General features: G+C 64.5%; 14 protein-coding genes and 1 tRNA gene. 11 read left to right on the top strand and 4 right to left on the bottom strand.

All coding sequences use genetic code 11. The annotated features are described in order from the left end of the window. Positions 1-58: 58 nt before the first annotated feature. From pyk to ACTIIH_RS02460, 3 genes are all read left to right on the top strand, one after another. Positions 59-1,606, top strand: coding sequence for a pyruvate kinase (pyk, locus tag ACTIIH_RS02450; protein ID WP_101593442.1), 1,548 nt, complete (start codon positions 59-61; stop codon positions 1,604-1,606). Positions 1,607-1,825: 219 nt separating this feature from the next. Next, entirely contained in the window at positions 1,826-3,199 is a 1,374-nt protein-coding gene (locus ACTIIH_RS02455) for a dicarboxylate/amino acid:cation symporter (protein ID WP_441450299.1), read from the top strand. Beyond that, the gene (locus ACTIIH_RS02460) at positions 3,180-3,425 is read left to right on the top strand and encodes a GNAT family N-acetyltransferase (RefSeq protein ID WP_441089980.1); all 246 of its coding nucleotides are present in this window, start codon (positions 3,180-3,182) and stop codon (positions 3,423-3,425) included. The genes ACTIIH_RS02455 and ACTIIH_RS02460 overlap by 20 nt, the downstream gene beginning before the upstream one ends. Positions 3,426-3,583: 158 nt before the next feature. Here the strand turns inward: ACTIIH_RS02460 and ACTIIH_RS02465 are convergent. Further along, a tRNA-Leu gene (locus ACTIIH_RS02465) sits at positions 3,584-3,665 on the bottom strand. A 191-nt stretch (positions 3,666-3,856) separates the two neighbouring features. On the opposite strand from ACTIIH_RS02465, the gene ACTIIH_RS02470 reads away from it, so the two are divergent. Further along, the gene (locus ACTIIH_RS02470; protein WP_035320143.1) at positions 3,857-4,477 is read left to right on the top strand and encodes an ANTAR domain-containing response regulator; all 621 of its coding nucleotides are present in this window, start codon (positions 3,857-3,859) and stop codon (positions 4,475-4,477) included. Between the two features lie 135 nt (positions 4,478-4,612). Here ACTIIH_RS02470 and ACTIIH_RS02475 read toward each other — a convergent pair whose 3' ends face one another. Further along, positions 4,613-5,074 carry a PaaI family thioesterase gene (locus ACTIIH_RS02475; RefSeq protein ID WP_441450300.1) on the bottom strand — a complete coding sequence of 154 codons (462 nt, stop codon included), beginning with the start codon at positions 5,072-5,074 and terminating at the stop codon, positions 4,613-4,615. 42 nt (positions 5,075-5,116) lie between these two features. Between ACTIIH_RS02475 and polA the strand changes: the two genes are divergently transcribed. Continuing rightward, positions 5,117-7,780: a DNA polymerase I gene (gene polA, locus ACTIIH_RS02480; RefSeq protein ID WP_441450301.1), complete on the top strand. Its 2,664-nt coding sequence runs from the start codon at positions 5,117-5,119 to the stop codon at positions 7,778-7,780. Positions 7,781-8,231: 451 nt separating this feature from the next. On the opposite strand, the gene ACTIIH_RS02485 is transcribed toward polA, so the two are convergent. Next, positions 8,232-9,071 carry a class I SAM-dependent methyltransferase gene (locus ACTIIH_RS02485; protein ID WP_441089977.1) on the bottom strand — a complete coding sequence of 280 codons (840 nt, stop codon included), beginning with the start codon at positions 9,069-9,071 and terminating at the stop codon, positions 8,232-8,234. A 206-nt stretch (positions 9,072-9,277) separates the two neighbouring features. Between ACTIIH_RS02485 and rpsA the strand changes: the two genes are divergently transcribed. The 5 genes from rpsA to ACTIIH_RS02510 all read left to right on the top strand — a co-directional run bounded on the left by rpsA (position 9,278) and on the right by ACTIIH_RS02510 (position 17,288). Continuing rightward, a complete protein-coding gene (gene rpsA, locus ACTIIH_RS02490) occupies positions 9,278-10,762 on the top strand; it encodes a 30S ribosomal protein S1 (RefSeq protein WP_441089976.1) in 1,485 nt (494 codons plus the stop codon). Continuing rightward, entirely contained in the window at positions 10,740-12,635 is a 1,896-nt protein-coding gene (locus tag ACTIIH_RS02495; RefSeq protein WP_441450302.1) for a hypothetical protein, read from the top strand. The genes rpsA and ACTIIH_RS02495 overlap by 23 nt, the downstream gene beginning before the upstream one ends. A 9-nt stretch (positions 12,636-12,644) precedes the next feature. Next, the gene (gene coaE / locus ACTIIH_RS02500) at positions 12,645-13,820 is read left to right on the top strand and encodes a dephospho-CoA kinase (RefSeq protein ID WP_441450303.1); all 1,176 of its coding nucleotides are present in this window, start codon (positions 12,645-12,647) and stop codon (positions 13,818-13,820) included. Positions 13,821-13,910: 90 nt separating this feature from the next. Beyond that, complete coding sequence (uvrB, locus tag ACTIIH_RS02505; RefSeq protein ID WP_101593453.1) at positions 13,911-16,043, top strand: excinuclease ABC subunit UvrB; 2,133 nt, start codon at positions 13,911-13,913, stop codon at positions 16,041-16,043. Positions 16,044-16,229: 186 nt separating this feature from the next. Continuing rightward, entirely contained in the window at positions 16,230-17,288 is a 1,059-nt protein-coding gene (locus tag ACTIIH_RS02510; RefSeq protein ID WP_441450304.1) for a TerC/Alx family metal homeostasis membrane protein, read from the top strand. 132 nt (positions 17,289-17,420) lie between these two features. Here the strand turns inward: ACTIIH_RS02510 and ACTIIH_RS02515 are convergent, their stop codons facing one another. Beyond that, positions 17,421-17,711, bottom strand: coding sequence for a YciI family protein (locus tag ACTIIH_RS02515; protein ID WP_441450305.1), 291 nt, complete (start codon positions 17,709-17,711; stop codon positions 17,421-17,423). Between the two features lie 65 nt (positions 17,712-17,776). On the opposite strand from ACTIIH_RS02515, the gene ACTIIH_RS02520 reads away from it, so the two are divergent. Beyond that, on the top strand, positions 17,777-20,272 hold the full coding sequence (locus ACTIIH_RS02520; RefSeq protein WP_441450306.1) for a DEAD/DEAH box helicase: 2,496 nt from the start codon (positions 17,777-17,779) through the stop codon (positions 20,270-20,272). Positions 20,273-20,284: the final 12 nt, after the last annotated feature.

Raw genomic sequence — 20,284 nt, forward strand, 5'->3', positions numbered from 1 at the left:
CGTGACCAGCGCCGATCGGTGAAAACCGTCAGCTGAGACTTTAGGTAGGGTGGAGCGTATGAGGCGTGCAAAGATAGTCGCAACTTTAGGTCCGAACCAGAACTCCTATGAAGAGATCCGCGAGCTCGTCGATGAAGGCGTCGATGTCGCCCGATTCAATCTGAGCCACGGAAAACGAGAAGAGCACGAGGAGAAGTTCGCCTGGGTCCGCCAGGCCGCCCTCGACACCGGACGCCCCGTCGCCGTCCTGCTGGACCTCCAGGGTCCGAAGATCCGCGTGGGCACCTTCGCCAACGGGAAGGAAGAGCTCGTCGAAGGGGCCACCTTCACCATCACCAGCCGTGATGTCCCCGGCACCGCAGAGCTCGTCTCCACGACACTGCCGACCCTGGCAGAAGACGTGTCCGTGGGAGATCCGCTGCTCATCGACGACGGACGCCTGCGCCTGCGCGCCACCGAGGTGACCGCCACCGATGTGGTCACCGAGGTCGAGATCGGCGGAACCATCTCCAACCACAAGGGCATCAACCTGCCCGGAGTCCCGGTCTCCGTTCCCGCTCTGTCGGAGAAGGACGTCGACGACCTCAAGTGGGGTCTGCAGCTCGGCTTCGACTGGGTCGCCCTGTCCTTCGTCCGCAGCCCCGAGGACATGAACGATGTGCGAGCGGTCATGGACGAGGTGGGAATCACCGCTCCGGTCATCGCCAAGCTCGAGAAGCCGCAGGCGGTCGACCAGCTCGATGAGATCATCGACGCCTTCGACGGCATCATGGTCGCCCGCGGCGACCTCGGCGTCGAACTGCCGCTCGAACAGGTCCCGATCGTGCAGAAGCGGGCCGTCGAAATCGCCCGTCAGCAGGCCAAGCCCGTCATCGTGGCCACTCAGATGCTCGAGACGATGATCGACGCACCGCGGCCCACCCGCGCCGAAGCCAGCGACTGCGCGAACGCCGTCCTCGACGGCGCCGATGCGCTCATGCTCTCCGGTGAGACCTCGGTGGGCAGTCACTGGGTCGAAGCGATCCGGACGATGAGCCGGATCATCGGCTCCACCGAAGAGCACGGTCTCGAACGGATTCCCGCGCTGGGCACCGTTCCCCATACGAAGGGCGGAGCCGTCACCGCGGCAGCCGTGCAGATTGCTCAGCAACTGGATATCGACCTTCTGTGCACCTTCTCGCAGACGGGCGATTCGGTGCGGCGCATGTCGCGTCTGCGCCCGGCCTGGCCGATCCTCGGCTTCACCCCCGACCCGCAGGTCCGTCACCAGCTGGCGCTGACCTGGGGAGTCCGGCCGTATCTCGTGAAGACCGTGCGTCACACCGACCAGATGGCACGCCAGGTCGACGCCGTTCTGCTCGCCGACGGCACGGCTCGCGAAGGCGATCAGAGCGTCCTCGTGGCCGGTTCGCCTCCCGGGATCCCCGGCTCGACGAACGCCCTGCGCATCCACACCATCGGCGATGCCGCCAAGGGTGTGACGGCCGCCTACCAGGACGCCTCGGACTCGGAGGAGGATCCGCTGGCCGGGTACGGGGTCGTCGCCGAAGCGCCCATCACCCGCGAGGTGCCGATCGTGCGCGAGGGCCACTCGCCCCGCCACTGATCAACTGCGGTCCGACGCGCCGGCGGCGCCTGTCCTGTCATCACAGGGCAGGCGCCGCCGGCGTCTGCGTGCCCGCGGGCGCGTCGCGAGCCGATTCCAGGATGCGAGACAGATCACAGAAGATCGAGGAATTTCAGGGATTGCTCAACAGTTGTGCTCTCTGTTGCCCAATCCTCCCTGCGGATCACAGAGGGGAGGACCCGCTAGGAGAGGAATTCAATGAGACTGCCCGCGTGGAGCAAGTCCTTCGGAGTGCAGGTGACCATCGCACTCATCGCCGGTGTCATCCTCGGGCTCATCGCCCGCTCATGGGGACCGGTCAGCGACAGTGCTGACAACCGGCTCGGCCAGACCCTGGACACCATCGGCTCGTCGTATGTCACCCTGCTCAAGGCCGCCGTCGTACCGCTGGTGATCACTGCGATCATCGCGAGCATCGGCAACCTGCGCAAGGTCACCAATGCCGCCCGGCTTGCGGTGTCGACCCTGCTGTGGTTCGCCCTCACGGCGCTGATCGCCGTCATCCTCGGACTCATCATAGGCGTCGTCATGCAGCCCGGTGCCCATGCCGATGCTGCGTCGCTGAGCACCGGCGCTCCCGAATCCCAGGGCAGCTGGCTGGCCTTCCTCACCGGTCTGATCCCGGTGAACGTCCTCGGACTCGAGGTCGCCACGTCGGCGGATGAGGCCGGAGCGCTGACCTCCGATGTCAACTTCAACATCCTCCAGCTCATCATCGTCTCCGGCGCCATCGGCATCGCCGCGGTCAAGGTGGGCAAGGCCGCAGAGCCGTTCCTCCAGTTCACCGAGGCGGCTCTGGCCGTGGTTCAGAAGGTCGTCTGGTGGATCGTGCGGATCGCTCCGATCGGTACGCTCGGCCTCATCGGCAACGCCGTGAACTCCTACGGCTGGTCGACGATGGGATCGCTGCTGTGGTTCGTCGTCGCCGTCTATGTCGGTCTCGCGATCGTCTTCTTCGTCGTCTACCCGGCCCTGGCTCGTGCCAACGGTCTGTCCGTGCGCCAGTACTTCTCCGGAGTCTGGCCGGCCACGCAGATGGGCTTCGTCTCTCGGTCCTCGATCGGCACCATGCCCGTGACGCAGAAGGTCGCCACCGACAATTTCGGGGTGCCCCATTCCTACGCCGCCTTCGCCGTGCCCTTCGGCGCAACGACGAAGATGGACGGCTGCGCGGCGATCTACCCGGCGATCGCGGCGGTGTTCGTTGCTCAGTTCTTCGGCATCGATCTCTCCCTCATCCAGTATCTGCTCATCGTCTTCGTCGCCGTCATCGGTTCGGCCGCCACGGCCGGCACGACGGGTGCGACCGTGATGCTCACCCTGACGCTGTCGACGCTGGGGCTGCCCCTCGAGGGCGTGGGTCTGCTGCTGGCCATCGAGCCGATCGTCGACATGGGCCGCACCGCGCTCAATGTCTCCGGTCAGGCACTCGTTCCGGCCATCGTGGCCAAGCGGCATGAGATCCTGGATGTCGAACGCTTCGATGCCCCGCGCATCAACGGCTACGTTCCGACCGAGGAGGATGCCGATGTCGACGAGATCCGCACCGAGGATGCCCACAGCCGGAGTTGATCTCTTCTCAGCCGAGGGTCTGTCCGAGCACGATGTCCCGCAGGTGACATCGCTGCTCGGCCGCCTCGTCGAGGGCCGACCTTCCGACCCCCATGTCGACATCGAAGAGGTCGCAGTTGCCCCGGCGGCGCAGGGCAGAGGTGTGGGGAAGGGCCTGCTGACAGCGCTCATCCGGGCGGCGCGTGAGCGCGGGACGGAGATCGTCGCCCTCGCCCTGCGGCGCTGAATCGGCCGAATGAGCCGAACGGCGTGCACGGGCGGCTTCGAAAATCATAGGTAGTGATCGTGATCAGTGCGTATGCACTTCGAGCCCGCGGGTGCTGACACCGCCGAGGGAATGCAAGAAGGCACTGTCGACAACATGGTCGACAGTGCCTTCGTCTGTACCGGATGCGGGACTCGAACCCGCACGTCTTTCGACAATGCATTTTGAGTGCACCGCGTCTACCGATTCCGCCAATCCGGCTCGTCACGAGCTGTCCTGTCAGGACCGCCTGTGCAACGGGATGATTCTACTGCGTGCGCGGACCGATTGCACATTCGCCACCCGCCGAGGATGCCCGCCGGTGGCCACCGTCACCGGCCGTGGCCACCCTCACAGAAGAAACTTACCGGTCCGCTGGCCACGACGCTGAGCGCCTGGTCTAGACTGGTGACGTGCTTTCAAACAGCGAAGAATCAACTTCAGATGAGTCCGTGCCGGTCCGCCGCGTAGTCGTGGCCGAAGACGAGGCCGTGATTCGTCTCGATATCGTAGAAATGCTCCGCGAAGTCGGCTACGACGTCGTCGGTGAGGCTGCGGACGGCGAATCCGCCATCCGCCTGGCCGAGGAGCTGCGCCCCGACCTCGTGGTCATGGACATCAAGATGCCCATCCTCGACGGAATCTCTGCGGCCGAGCGCATCGCCCGCGCCCGCATCGCGCCCGTGGTGCTGCTCACCGCCTTCTCGCAGAAGGAGCTCGTCGAGCGTGCCCGCGATGCCGGCGCCATGGCCTATGTCGTCAAGCCGTTCACCTCGGCCGACCTCATCCCGGCCCTGGAGATCGCGCTCTCGCGTCACGCCGAGATCAGCTCGCTCGAGTCCGAGATCTCCGATCTCACAGAACGTTTCGAGACCCGCAAGCTCGTCGAACGCGCCAAGAGCCTGCTGCAGACGTCCATGGGGCTGAGCGAACCCGAGGCCTTCCGCTGGATCCAGAAGACCTCGATGGACCGCAGACTGACGATGCGCGAGGTCGCCGAGACCGTGCTCAAGCAGATCGGCAGCAAGAAGTAACCCCCTTCCGGACCAGGCAGGTCCGGACCCGGAACCCAAGAAGGCCGGCGAATCCCGAGATGGATTCGCCGGCTTTCTGCGTTCGCTGCGGAGGGTCCTGTCTCGGCCCTTCACCTCCGCCCTTCGATTCGGACCTCAGCCCTTCGGCTCGGTCTTCAGGATCATGTTCGTGATCCGCACGATCGAGAGCAGCCGCCCCGCCTCGTCGGTCATCTTCACTTCATGGGACACGATCGTGCGTCCCTGGTGGAGCACCTCGGCGCGACCGGTGACCACGCCCTCACGTGCGGCACGCAGGTGAGTGGCATTGAGATCGACACCGACAACGTTCCTGCCCCCGGAGAGCAGGTACGAATGCATCGATGCCAGCGATTCGGCGAGGACGACGTGGCCGCCTCCGTGGAAGAGTCCCATCGGCTGCCGATTGCCGAGGACCGGGGCCGTGGCCACGACATGGTCATGGGCGAGCTCGACGAATTCGATTCCCATCCTCTCGGCCAGCTCACCACCGGCGCCCGGCCCACGCAGCTGCTCGAGCAGCGCGTCGATCTCCTCAGATGTGGTGTGAGCAGTCAGGGACACGTCGGGACGCAGCATCGGTTCTCCTTCAAGTCAGCTTCGAACGCTAGGCTATGCCATGTGAGTCACTCAAACGAATCCCTCCTGCTCATCGACGGACACTCCCTGGCCTACCGGGCTTTCCATGCCCTGCCGGTCGAGAACTTCTCGACCAGCACCGGTCAGACGACGAACGCCATCTACGGCTTCATCTCGATGCTCATCAACGTCCTCCGCGACGAGGAGCCCAGCCATGTGGCCGTGGCCTTCGACCTCGGCCGCCAGACGTTCCGCCTCGAGGAATACCCCGAGTACAAAGCCGGCCGGGCGAAGACTCCGCCCGAGTTCCATCCGCAGATCGACCTCATCAAGGACATCGTCACGGCGATGGGGATCCGGGTCGTGACGAAGGAGGGCTTCGAAGCCGACGACGTCCTGGCGACGATGGCGAAGATGGGCACCGAGGCCGGCTCGTTCGTCGAGGTGGTGAGCGGAGACAAGGATTCGTTCCAGCTCGCCTCCGACCGGGTCACGGTCCTCTACCCGAAACGCGGAGTCAGTGATCTCAACCGGATGACTCCGGCCGCGGTCGAGGAGAAGTACAGGGTCAGCCCCGCGAACTACCGGGGCCTGGCCGCGCTCGTCGGTGAGAAGGCCGATAATCTGCCCGGCGTGCCCGGAGTCGGTGACAAGACCGCTGCCAAATGGCTCACCGCGCACGGCGACCTGTCCGGCGTGCTGGACAACGCCTATAAGATCGGCGGCAAGGTCGGGGAGAAGCTGCGCGACCATATCACCGAGGTGGAGCGGAACTACCGACTCAACCGCCTCCTCGACGACGTCGACCTGGGACTGGAGTTCGACGATCTGGTCTGGGGCGAAGGCGACCCGGCCGAGCTGTCGAGCCTGTTCGACCAACTCGAGTTCCAGGCCCTCGGCAAGCGTCTGGCCGCGATCTTTCCGGAGGCCGGAGCCGAATCCGAGCCGGCACCGGTACGCGAGACGACCATCGAGACCGTCGACATCGACACGCTGCTGACGAAGATCGCCGACCACGATGTGCTGGCGCTCGATTCCGATGCCTCGTACGAACTCGGCCACGGTCAGGCACGGACCCTCGCGGTCTCCGCGGAACCCGGCCAGGCCTGGGTCGTCGACCTCGCCGAGGCGGGGCAGAAGGCCGTCGGCGCGCTCGGATCCGCCCTCGGTGGGCATTCGCTCATCCTCCACAGCTCGAAGCTGCAGATCAAAGCCTGGGAGTCGATGGGACTGTCCGTGACGGACATTGCCGGGGACACGGCTCTGGCCGCCTACCTCCTCGTTCCCGATGCCCGGTCCTACGAACTCGGTCAGATCGCCGCCGACCGTGCCGGAATCGACCTCAGCGAACCCGAGGCCGATTCAGGACAGCTCGCCCTCGACCTCGACTCCGCTGCCTCGGTGACCACGCACGGCCAACGTGCCGCCGCACTGCTCGAAGTCCACGAGGTGCTCGCGAAAGCCGTCGAGGACGCGAACATGACGCAGGTGTACCGCGAGATCGAACTGCCGCTCGTGCCCGTGCTCGCACGCATGGAAGCGACCGGGATCGCCGTCGATGAGATCGGACTGTCGAACCTCATCGACGAATTCACGAAACAGGCCGAAGCCAGTGCGCAGGAGGCTTATGACGCGATCGGCCACGAGGTGAACCTCGGTTCTCCCAAACAGCTGCAGACAGTGCTCTTCGACGAACTCGATATGCCCAAGACCAAACGCACGAAGACCGGTTACACGACGGATGCCGACGCCCTGGCCGAACTGTTCGTCAAAACCGGGCACCCCTTCCTCCAGCACCTGCTGGCCTACCGGGATTCGACCAAGCTCAAGCAGACCGTGATCGGACTGCTGAAGACCGTCGCCGACGACGGCCGCATCCACACCACGTACCAGCAGACCGTAGCTGCCACCGGTCGGCTCTCCTCGCTGGATCCGAACCTGCAGAACATTCCGGTTCGGACCGAATCGGGCCGACGCATCCGGGAGATCTTCATCGCCGATCCCGAGGTGTCGGGCGGGACTCTGCTCACCGCCGACTACTCGCAGATCGAAATGCGGATCATGGCTCACCTGTCCGGCGACGACGCGCTCATCCAGGCGTTCAAGGACGGCGAGGACCTCCACTCCTATGTCGGCTCGAAGGTCTTCGGCGTCGGCATCGACGAAGTCGACTCCGAGATGCGTTCGAAGGTCAAGGCCATGTCCTACGGGCTGGTGTACGGACTCTCCGCATACGGACTCTCCCGGCAGCTGGCGATCGGAGTCGATGAAGCCAAGGGGCTGATGGACCAGTACTTCGAACGGTTCGGTGCCGTCAAGGACTACCTCGACGACATCGTCGAACAGGCCCGCGCCAAGGGGTTCACAGAGACCATCATGGGCCGCCGCCGCTACCTGCCGGCACTGCACAGTGACCGTCGACAGCTGCGGGACATGGCCGAACGCGCCGCACTCAACGCACCGATCCAGGGGTCGGCCGCCGACATCATGAAGATCGCCATGCTCAAGGTCGCCGCGCGGCTGCAGGACCTGCACTCGCCGATGCTGCTGCAGGTTCATGATGAGATCATCGTCGACGTCCGCCCGGATGAGATCGGCGAGGTGACGACGATCGTCACGGAGGAGATGGGGTCGGCGTTCGAGCTCGATGTGCCCCTCGACGTCAACGTCGGCACCGGCCGCTCCTGGCACGCCGCCGCCCACTGACCCGCTGCCCACTGAACCGCCGCTCTCGTTCAAGCACAAGCTCAGAAAAGGGTCTCGCCTGCGCTCGTTCACGCGTTCCCGCAGTTTGCGCGCCGTGTACCACACGACATATGCGCTAGCGCTTGAACGAGAGTGCGGCGGCTGAATTGCGCAGGGTTCGGACGGTTTGAACGAGGACACTGTGTGCCGAAGGCTGGCACTCTGTTAGTCGCGAGCCGCTACATCTCCGCTCTGCACTGAGCTCCGCAGACGCGGATGCGACGATCATGACGATCGCCGTGGAACTCGCGGTGCAGAGCGGAAAGGGGAGCTCAGTGCTCGCCGGGCTGACCGGCCTCGCGGGACTGGCCGAGGACTTCACAGTCCTCGGCTGATGATGGTCCCTATTCCGAACCCGGCCGCGGAAAGGTGCCCAGACAGCCGTTCTGACGGAACCGGACGTTCGGTCCTCTCAGCCCTTGGTCAGGGTGGTGGAGAAGATCACGGTGCCGGGCATGAGCGCTCCGCGCAGCGGTGACCAACCACCCCAGGCCGTCCGATTCTCTTCCGGCCATTCGGGTTCGGTCACCGAATCGATCGAGAAGCCGGCATCGACGAGCAGTCGGACCCAATCGCTCATCGTGCGGTGATGCTCGGCGTAGACGGGCTGACCGTCGGAGGACAGCTCGACGTACGGTGTGCGGTCGAAATACGAGTACTCGACGGTCAGCCCGGCCTCACCCGGAACATCGGGGAACATCCACCGCATCGGGTGAGTCGTCGAGAAGACCCATTGTCCGCCGGTGCGCAGCACTCGTGCGACCTCGGCGAAGACGACCTCGGCATCCTTGACGAAGGGCAGAGCGCCGTAGGAGGAGAACGCCCGATCGAAGCTGTTCGATGCGAACGGCAGCTGTCGGGCATCGGCGAGAAGGAACGTCGGCGGAGTCGCCTCGGTGCTCAGGGGATGCTCGCGCTGCAGACGCGAGGCCTGCTCGAGCATTCCGGTGGAGACGTCGACACCTGTGGTGATCGCGCCCTGCTCGGCCAGCCACCGGGAGCACTGACCGGCACCGCAGCCGACCTCGAGAACCTGCTTCCGGTCGACATCGCCGAGGAGGCGCACATCGGATTCGTGAATTCCTTCCGGACACCAGATGAAATCCGAAGCCCCGAGGAACGTGCCGTGTTCGGCGAGATACTCCTCGGCCGAGTTGTCCCAATAGCTGCGATTGGCCCGGACGGAAGCCTCTTCGTCGATCGGGAGATAGCCACCGCTGATGACCTCGGCTCCGCCAGTTCCTTCGCTCATGGTTCCTCCGTGGCCCCAGGTGGTGATGATTCGTCTCTTCGGCGTGCATTCACACCCGAAAAGGTGCTAGCATTGACAACCGTATGCGCCTGTGCATACAAGTCCAAATTCGCAATCGAGACCGGATTCGGTTCTTGCGGCAACTTACACGACCTGTCGCCAGGGTACCGGATCTGGACCAATATTCCATCGGAGTCCCTACCTATATGACCACCACCACGCCGGAATCGGTGCAGCCGAAGCAGGTCGCTGTCAACGACATCGGAACCGCTGAGGATTTCCTCGCCGCCGTCGATGAGACCATCAAGTACTTCAACGATGGCGACATCGTAGAGGGCGAAGTCGTCAAGGTCGACCGTGACGAAGTCCTCGTCGACATCGGATACAAGACGGAAGGCGTCATCCTCGCACGTGAGCTTTCCATCAAGCACGATGTCGATCCCGGCGAAGTCGTCGAGGTCGGGGACGAAATCGAAGCCCTCGTTCTTCAGAAGGAAGACAAAGAGGGTCGTCTCATGCTGTCGAAGAAGCGCGCTCAGTACGAGCGTGCCTGGGGCGACATCGAGAAGATCAAGGAAGACGACGGCGTTGTCACCGGCACCGTCATCGAGGTTGTCAAGGGCGGCCTGATCGTCGACATCGGACTGCGCGGCTTCCTGCCCGCGTCCCTGGTCGAGATGCGCCGCGTCCGCGACCTCGCCCCCTACATCGGCCAGCAGGTCGAAGCCAAGATCATCGAGCTCGACAAGAACCGCAACAACGTGGTCCTGTCACGCCGTGCCTGGCTCGAGCAGACCCAGTCGGCCGTCCGTCACGACTTCCTGCAGACCCTGCAGAAGGGCCAGGTCCGTCCTGGTGTCGTGTCCTCCATCGTCAACTTCGGTGCGTTCGTCGATCTCGGTGGTGTCGACGGACTCGTCCACGTCTCCGAACTGTCCTGGAAGCACATCGATCACCCGGGTGAGGTCGTCACCGTGGGTGACGAAGTCACCGTCGAGGTTCTCGACGTCGACATGGACCGTGAGCGCGTTTCGCTGTCGCTCAAGGCCACCCAGGAAGATCCTTGGCAGCACTTCGCTCGCACGCACGTCATCGGACAGATCGTGCCGGGCAAGGTCACCAAGCTCGTTCCGTTCGGTGCATTCGTGCGCGTCGAAGACGGCATCGAAGGCCTCGTCCACATCTCCGAGCTGGCCGTGCGCCACGTGGATCTGCCCGAGCAGGTCGTCTCGGTCGACGGGACCATCTACGTCAAGGTCATCGACATCGACCTGGAACGCCGCCGCATCTCGCTGTCACTGAAGCAGGCGAACGAAGGCGTCGACCCCGAGGCCGAAGAGTTCCTCGACCCCGCTCTGTACGGCATGCCGCAGGAGTACGACGAGGACGGCAACTACAAGTACCCCGAGGGCTTCGACCCCGAGACCAACGAATGGGTCGAGGGCTACGAGGCTCAGCGCGAGACCTGGGAGCAGCAGTACGCCGCCGCTCAGGAACGGTGGGAAGAGCACAAGAAGCAGGTCGCCAAGGCCATCGCAGCGGATGCCGAGGCCTCCGCAGCCGACGCCGTCGGATCTGCCGAAGCCGCCCCGGCCACCGGATCGTTCTCCTCCGAAGAGGCGAACGACGAGGGCACCCTGGCCAGCGACGAAGCTCTCGCAGCCCTGCGTGAGAAGCTTGCAGGCAGCTGACAGCAGCCACCAGAAGGGCTCCCGGTCGGAAGGCCGGGAGCCCTTTCTGTACGCCCCCACGGCTCGCGCACGCCTGCGCCCGTGGCTGTGGTACACGCTCATCCTCTGTGTCGGCAGCCTGACCGTCTTCGGCTCCGTCGCCGCGGACCCCGGCGGGAGCGTCGTCGCCTCCAATGACGACACCTCACTGTTCATCTGGTGGCTCGGGCACGGCGCGCAGGTTCTCGCAGACGCCCTCGGATTCGGAGCCGGTGAAACCGGCGGCCTGCTGTACACGGAATCGATGAACGCCCTCGGCGGGGGAGTCAACGGAGCCTGGAACACCTCGCTCGCCGGGTTCGCGATCCTGCTCGCTCCCGTCACGTGGGTGGCCGGCCCCATCGTGAGCTACAACCTCCTCATCCTCGCCTTCCCGGTGTTCGGCAGCCTGGCCGCAGCCGTGCTCTTCCGCCGCTTCCTCGACCGTCTGCCCGCTTTCATCGCCGCTGCTGGGGTCGGCTTCTCCAGCTATGTCATCGCCCAGCTCGGCGGCCACCCGAACCTCGCCTACATCGTCACTCCGCCCCTGACCGCCTGGGCGATCCTCGCTCTCCTCGACCTCGGCCGAGCGATACAGGCGGATCCCGGCCGTTCACTGCTGCGCAGCCGTCGCCTGTGGCTGCTCGGAGGAGGCTTCGGGCTCCTACTCGGCTTCCAGTTCTACGTCTCGACCGAAGTTCTGGCCGGAACCTTTCTCGCCGCACTCTGCTTCCTGGCCAGCCTCGCCGTCTTCGGACTCCGCGTCTACCGCGCCCGGTCATGGGTCGCCCTCGGTCTCGGTTCCGCAGTCGCCGGCTGTATCGCCATGCTGTGTGCGATCCCGCTGCTGGTGACCATGTCCGGACCGAACGCCCCACAGGGCGCCATCCGCCCACACGGAGTATGGAACACCGACCTGCTCGACCCGATCCTGCCCGCCGCCCCGGCCTGGCTGAGTTCCGGAGTATCCCCTCTGCCCCGGATCATGGAGATCGACCCCGCCGAACTCGGCGCCTACGTCGGCGCACCAGCACTGGCGGCAGCTGTGCTCATCGTCTGCGGCCTCGGCCGCCGCTCCGTGTATGCGGTCCCGGTGCGCATTGCGGCCGCAACCGGTTTCCTCGTCTTCCTGCTGGCGTTGGGTTCCCCGATCCTCCTCGGCGGCAGAATCGCCCTCGAGACCGGTCCGTTCGCGCTCATCGAAGCCATCCCCGTACTCAACAACATCCTGCCCATGCGGCTCGTCCTCCACTCGACGATCGCGCTCTTCGCCGTGCTCGGCATCGGCCTCCAGTGGGCGCTGAACCACCGGAAGCTGCTTCGCGCCCGCGCCCTCCTCATTCTGCTCGTCCTCGCCGCCGTTGCCATCCTCCCCGCTCCGCAGACCGCCCATGAGGTGACAGTTCCGGACTTCTACGAGCACTCCATCGCCGAGGTGATCCCCGCCGGATCCGTCGTCAAAACCTTCCCCCGCCCCCTCGCATGGGCCGAGCCCCACGCCGACGAAGCCATGGTGTGGCAGTCGGTGAGCGGATTCCGCTACCGGGAGACCGGCGGCTACTTCATCGGCTCGAGCCCGGAATCTGCGGTGACCTATTCCGCCCCCGAGGATGCCCTCGACGAACTCCTGCACGGCTCCGTCTTCGACGGGGAGCCCATGCCGAGCGCGGACAGCCCGGAAGTCGCCTCGGCGGTCGCCTCACTGAGGGAGACCGGGGTCGACTTCATCGTCCTCGCCCCCGAAGCTCCGCTCCTGCCGGGAGGTGACGGAGAGTATGCGGCATTCCTCGAAGCCGCGGTCGGAGATCCGATCTTCGCCGATGAGGGAGTGCGGGTCTACCGCCTGGATCAGTAAGATGATCCCATGCTGAGAATCGGTCTCACCGGCGGAATCGGCGCCGGAAAGTCAACGGTGTCCGCAATGCTCGTCGAACACGGGGCAGTGCTCGTCGACGCCGATGCAATCGCCCGCGAAGTCGTCGAACCCGGACAGCCGCTGCTCGAGAAGCTGGCCGAGGCCTTCGGGCCGCAGGTGCTGCACTCCGACGGCTCGCTCGACCGGCCGGCACTGGCCGCGGCGGCCTTCGTCGATTCCGACCACACAGCACGGCTCAACGGCCTCATGCATCCGGCGATCCGCGACCGCACCGCCGAACACTTCGCCGGACAGGCCGAGGCCGAGATCGTCGTCCACGACGTCCCGCTGCTCGTCGAGAACGACATGACACCGGCCTACCACCTCAATCTCCTCGTCGACGTGCCCGCCGAGGTGCGTCTGCAGCGGCTCATGGACTCCCGCGGAATGGACCGCGACGACGCCGCTGCACGGATCTCCCGCCAAGCCGATGACGACACCCGCCGAGCAGCCTGCGATGTCATCATCGACAACTCCGGTCCCGTCGAAGAGACGAAGGCCGCGGTCGCCCGGCTCATCGAATCGCGGATCCGCCCCTTCGCCGCCAATCTTGCGTCCGGGCGGCGGGCACCGCAGGCAGCCCTCGAACTCGTCGATCCCGCGGAGGCCGACTGGATCGGTGACGCACAGAGAGCGATCAGGAAGCTGCGACACGGAACGGGCGAGGAGTTCGCCATCGACCATATCGGCTCCACCGCTGTGCCGGGACTGCCCGCCAGGGACGTCATCGATCTGCAGCTCCTCGTCCCCGATCTCACCGCCGCCAGGGAGCTGGCACCCCGACTGGCCGAACTCGGCTATCCGGCAGCCGAGACGAGCGACCACCTCGGCGAGGAGTCGACCGAAGGGAAATGGTTCCACGCGAACTCGGATCCCGGCCGCGCCGTCAATCTGCATGTGCGCACCGCGGAGTCGGTCGGTGCGCGCTTCGCCCGCGCGTTCCGTGACCTGCTCATCGCGGACACGGGGGAGCGGGACCGCTACCTCGAAATGAAGAGAGACCGTTTGGCCGATGCCAAGGCTGCGGGCGGGACGAACGGGCAGATGATTCGAACATATGCGGAATCGAAGGAACCGTACTTCCTGCAGATGCGCCGCCGACTGGTGCCCGACAGCTTCGACTGACACGGTGACACATGTCGGCAGGCACTTCGCCGAGGCTGTCGTTCCGACTCCGGTCTGCCCAATGTCAGGGGCGAGGGCTAGGGTAGGACTATGAGCTCAGAACGCCCCCTGCCAGCGATCGGCCACCGCCCCGACGTCACCCGCGAAGTGGCGCCCTTCGAGGTCGTGTCCGAGTACTCTCCCTCCGGTGACCAGCCCACGGCGATCCGAGAGATCTCCGACCGGCTCGACGCGGGAGAGCGGGACATCGTCCTCCTCGGTGCCACCGGCACAGGCAAGTCGGCGACGACGGCATGGCTCATCGAACAGGTGCAGAGACCGACGCTGATCATGGCGCCGAACAAGACCCTGGCCGCGCAGCTGGCCAACGAATTCCGGCAGCTGCTGCCCAACAACGCTGTCGAGTACTTCGTCTCCTACTACGACTACTACCAGCCGGAAGCCTATGTGCCGCAGACGGACACGTTCATCGAGAAGGACTCCTCGATCAACGACGAGGTCGAACGGCTCCGGCACTCGGCCACGAATTCGCTGCTGACCAGACGCGATGTCGTCGTGGTCTCGACGGTGTCGTGCATCTACGGTCTCGGCACACCCGAGGAGTACGTCGACCGGATGGTCACCTTGCACAAGGGGGACGAATGCGATCGGGACGAGCTGCTCAAACGCTTCGTGTCCATGCAGTACGCCCGCAATGATATGGCCTTCACCCGCGGCACCTTCCGTGTGCGCGGAGACACCGTGGAGATCATCCCGCAGTACGAGGAACTCGCGCTGCGCATCGAGTTCTTCGGCGACGAGATCGAATCGCTGCAGACTCTCCACCCCCTGACGGGTGAGATCGTCCGCGACGAGGAGACCATCCACGTGTTCCCGGCCAGCCACTATGTCGCCGGTGAGAACCGGATGGCGAAGGCCATCAGCGGGATCGAGGACGAGCTGCAGAAGCAGCTGAGCGATTTCGAGTCTCAGAACAAGCTGCTCGAAGCGCAGCGGCTGAAGATGCGCACGACCTATGACCTCGAGATGATGGAATCGATGGGTTTCACCTCCGGCATCGAGAACTACTCCCGGCATATCGACGGTCGCGCACCCGGTTCGGCACCGAACTGTCTGCTCGACTACTTCCCCGAGGACTTCCTGCTCGTCATCGACGAATCGCATGTCACCGTCCCGCAGATCGGCGGCATGTACGAAGGCGATATGTCGCGCAAGCGCACGCTCGTCGAACACGGATTCCGCCTGCCCAGCGCCATGGACAACCGGCCGCTGAAGTTCGACGAGTTCCGGGAGCGGGTGGGACAGAGCGTGTACCTGTCCGCTACCCCCGGCAACTTCGAACTCGGGAACTCCGACGGCTACGTCCAGCAGATCATCCGCCCCACCGGACTCGTCGACCCGGAGATCAAGGTCAAACCGACGAAGGGGCAGATCGACGACCTGCTCGACGAGATCAGGACACGCGTCGATGCGAACGAGCGTGTGCTCGTGACCACGCTGACGAAGAAGATGGCCGAAGATCTCACCGACTATCTGCTCGAACACGATATCCGGGTCCAGTACCTCCACTCCGACGTCGACACCCTGCGGCGTGTGGAACTGCTCACAGAGCTGCGCGCCGGTGAGTTCGATGTGCTGGTCGGCATCAACCTGCTGCGGGAGGGTCTCGACCTGCCCGAGGTCTCCCTCGTGGCGATCCTCGACGCCGACAAGGAAGGCTTCCTCCGGTCGTCGACATCGCTCATCCAGACGATCGGTCGTGCCGCTCGCAACCTCAACGGCCAGGTGCACATGTACGCCGATACGATCACGGATTCGATGCGCACGGCCATCGATGAGACCGACCGCAGGCGCGCGATCCAGATCGCCTACAACGAAGAGCACGGCATCGATCCCGCCCCGCTGGTCAAGCGGATCGCGGACATCACCGAGCGTCTGCAGCGTGAGGACGAGGACACTCGCGAGCTGCTCACCGAGTTCGACTACGGCAAGGGAAAGCGCGGCTACAACTCGACCCTGACCGACGAACAGAGGGAAGCCGCCGGCAAACCCGGTTCGCTGCGCCCGCCGGCAGCCGACCTCACCGAGCTCATCGAATCGCTGACCTCGCAGATGCATTCGGCTGCTGCGGAACTGCAGTTCGAGCTCGCCGCACGTCTGCGCGATGAGCTCTCCGACCTCAAGCAGGAGCTGCGTCAGATGAAGGAGGCAGGGCACGCCTGATCCGCACCGGTGACGCGTGAGCGATGCTCGCGTGTTTATACTGGTGTGCTGGCGAAAGGGAGTATCCCGTCCATCCGCGGTCGTCACCACGACCCCATAAGGGGTCCGGACGCGGAGCGCACGCAGATTCACCGCGTGGGAGAGACTTTCGACCTGGATACATCCTCTTCACCACGAAAGGCATCCATGGATATCCTGTCCTCCACGCTGGCCGCCGGCGGCAACGCCGCTGCAGCGAGCGAATCTCCGATTCCCCTCTGGTTCATGATCACCTCGGGAACCATCGTCGTTGCGATCCTCGTCTTCGACCTCCTGCTGGTCGTCAAGCGACCACACACCCCGTCGATGCGCGAAGCGAGCATCTGGGTCGCCTTCTACGTCGCCCTGGCGCTCGTCTTCGCCGGTGCGCTGTTCGCCATCGGCGATGCCCAGCACGGCAGCGAATTCCTCACCGGTTGGCTGCTCGAGTACTCGTTGAGCATCGACAACCTGTTCGTCTTCATCATCATCATGGGCAGCTTCTCGGTACCGCGGAAGTACCAGCAGGAAGTGCTCATGGTCGGCATCATCATCGCTATCATCTTCCGCGGCATCTTCATCCTCGCGGGTGCGGCGATCATCAGCGCCTTCGTCGAAGTCTTCTTCATCTTCGGCATCTTCCTCCTCATCGTCGCCTACCGGCAGGCCTTCAGCTCCGAAGACGAGGGGGACGGCGAGAACGGTCTCATCCGATTCCTGCGCAAGCGGATCAACGTCGTCGACGAATACCACGGCAACAAGCTGAGGGTGACCCTCGACGACAACAAGAAGTACTGGACCCCGATGTTCATCGTGTTCATCGCTATCGGCTCGACCGACGTGATGTTCGCTCTCGACTCGATTCCCGCGATCTTCGGCGTCACTCAGAACGCGTTCCTCGTGTTCACTGCGAACGTGTTCGCCCTCATGGGTCTGCGTCAGCTGTACTTCCTGCTCGGAGGACTCGTCGACAAGCTCGTCTACCTCCACTACGGAATCGCCGCGATCCTCGGCTTCATCGGCGTCAAGCTCATCATCCACGCTCTGCATTCGAGTGAGTGGGAGTTCCTCTCGTGGGGTCATTCGATCCCCGAGGTGCCGACCTGGCTGTCGCTGACCTTCATCGTCGTCGCCATGGTGGTAGCCACCCTGGCCTCACTGATGAAGATGAAGAAGGACGGCATCTCCTTCAAGGACATCAGCTCGAACGAATCCGAAGAGGCCTGAGCCGATCGAACCCGGTCGCGCCGGCACCGCCTCGGTGTCGGCTCAGAACGAGCGGGGTCCGTCTCGATCTCTCGGGACGGACCCCGCTCGCGTCTTCCCTGTCCGGGCAGACCCGGACCGGCAGCGCGGCTCTCAGCCCTGGGCGAAGGGGCCGAACACGGGAGTCCATTCGCGGATGTCCGTCGACTCGATGACACCGAGGGAAGCATAGGGATCGGCGGCGAGGTGGCCTTCGACCTCCGCACGGTCGGCGGCGTTGAGGATCAGCAGCCCTCCCGGCTGCGGATCGTTGTCCAAGGGGCCGGAAGCGAGGATCGTCCCGGCCTCATTCAGCTCCGCCTGCCAGCGGCGATGCGCGGGGCGGTGTTCCATCCGCGTATCCGTATCGGGACCATAGTGGTAGGTGACGGCGAAGACCGGCATATGTGACTCCTCGGTGTCGAGCAATAGGATGGAACCAGTCTAATCGGAAAGGTCTGTGCATCAGCGTGGCCAGATTGCAGGAGATCCCAGCGGAATTCGCTGACGACGACACGATCTATGAGTCCTTCGGCGAATACTGCCGAGAGATCGGTGTCGAGCCTTACCCGGCTCAGGACGAGGCGTTCCTCACGATCCTCGCCGGAGACAATACGATCATGGCGACCCCGACCGGATCGGGGAAGTCACTCGTCGCTCTGTTCGCTCTCTACCAGTCCTTCACCCGCGGGATCCGGTCGTACTACACGGCCCCGCTCAAGGCCCTGGTGAGCGAGAAGTTCTTCTCCCTGATCGACGCCTTCGGTGCCGAGAACGTCGGGATGATCACCGGCGACTCCACCGTCAACCCGGAGGCGCCCGTCATCTGCGCCACGGCGGAGATCCTGGCCAATCAGGCGCTGCGCGAAGGCGGAATGCTCGACGCCGGAATGGTCGTCATGGACGAATTCCACTACGTCGCAGACCCCTCCCGCGGATGGGCCTGGCAGGTGCCCCTCCTCGAGATGCCGCAGACCCAGTTCGTCCTCATGTCCGCCACTTTGGGCGACACCACCGACATCCGACGGACGATGACGGAGACGACCGGACGCGACTCCTCCGTGGTCACCTCGGCGACCAGGCCAGTCCCGCTCGACTACGAATATTCGACGGAGACGCTCTCGGACACTCTCCGCGGCCTCGTCCGCAACGACAAATCCCCGGTCTACGTCGTCTCCTACTCTCAGAACGGTGCCATCGACCTCGCCACCAACCTGCTCTCGGTGGATCTCGCCTCCAAGGAACAGAAGGCCGCGATCGCCGCAGCCATCAAGGGCTTCACCTTCGGCAAGGGATTCGGGACCAGCCTGCGCAAACTGCTGCTGCACGGCGTCGGCGTCCACCACGCCGGAATGCTGCCGAAGTACCGCCGTCTCATCGAACAGCTCGCGCTGAAGGGACTGCTGCTCGTCATCTCCGGCACCGACACCCTCGGCGTGGGCATCAATGTGCCCATCCGCTCCGTGCTGCTGACCGGACTGACGAAGTTCGACGGGCGGAAGATGCGCAGACTCAGCGTCCGCGAATTCCAACAGCTCGCCGGACGTGCCGGCCGCGCCGGATTCGACACCCGCGGCTACGTCATCGCCCAAGCCCCCGAACACGTCATCGACAACCTCAAGGCAGAAGCCAAAGCGGCCAACGATGACAAGAAGAAAAAGAAGAAGGTCAAGAAGAAGGCCGCTCCGGTCGGCTTCGTGGGCTGGTCCGAAGAGACCTTCGCAAAACTCATCGAAGGCGAATCCGAGACCCTGCGGCCGCGGATGAAGATCGACCACTCGACGATCCTCAACCTCGTCGCCCGTCCCGGCTCCGATGTGTCGACCATCAGCGACTTCATCGACAAGACGCATGAGACAAGGGAGCGCCGACTCGACCTCAAACTCACCGCGATCAGCATCGGACGCTCCCTCATCGACGCCGGACTCATCGAGGTCCGCGGCAGCGAACTCATCGCCACCCAGGACCTCGGCCCCCAGTTCGCGCTCAACCAGCCCCTGGCTCCCTTCGTCCTCGCCGCACTGGAGCTTCTCGACGAGGACGACGACACCTACGCCCTCGACGTCGTATCCATCGTCGAGGCGACCACCTCGGTGGCGTTCCAGATACTGAAGGGCCAACTCGACCGGATCAAGGGAGAGACCCTGGCCGAGCTCAAGGCAGAAGGCGTCGAATACGCCGAACGCATGGCGATCCTCGACGAGATCGAAAGCCCCGCACCCCTGGCTGAGATGCTCGACCCGGCCTTCGACCACTTCGTCGAGACCCATCCCTGGCTGCACCGAGGCGGCTTCGAACCCAAATCCATCGTCCGCGACATGATCGAGCAGGCCATGGGCTTCACCCAGTTCGTCGGCTACTACAGCCTCGCCCGGGCCGAAGGCAGCCTGCTGCGCTACCTCACCGACGTCTACCGCGCACTGCTCCACAACGTCCCCGCGGAGAACCGGACCGAGGAACTCGAGACCATCATCGAATGGTGTGGTGAGACCATTGCCCGGACGGATTCGTCGCTGCTCGACGAATGGCGCACCCTGCAGGGACTCGACCCCACCGAAGCCTACGACGATCTGCCGGCACTCGACCGCCGCTTCTCCGAGAACACGAAGGTGTTCACCGCGGAGATCCGCAATGCCCTGTTCCACCGAGTGCTGCTGGCCGAACGTGCGAACTACACGGAGCTCGGTCGCCTCGACGCCGAATCCGGATTCGACTCCCGTGCTTGGGAGGACGCGATCGAGGACTTCTACGACGAATACGGGGAGCTCATCGTCGACCAGAAGGCCCGCGGTCGGGAATATATCCATATCAGTCCCGGTTCAGACACATGGAGCGTCCGACAGATCCTCGCCGATCCCGACGACAACCGGGACTGGGCCATCGACGCCGAGGTGGACGTGGCCGCCAGCGACGAATCCGGAGACATCGTGCTCCGCATCCTCTCCGTCGGAGAGATCGGCGGATGAGTCTTCGAACCG

This window comes from Brevibacterium sp. (assembly GCF_052105255.1).
GTDB lineage: Bacteria > Actinomycetota > Actinomycetes > Actinomycetales > Brevibacteriaceae > Brevibacterium > Brevibacterium linens_B.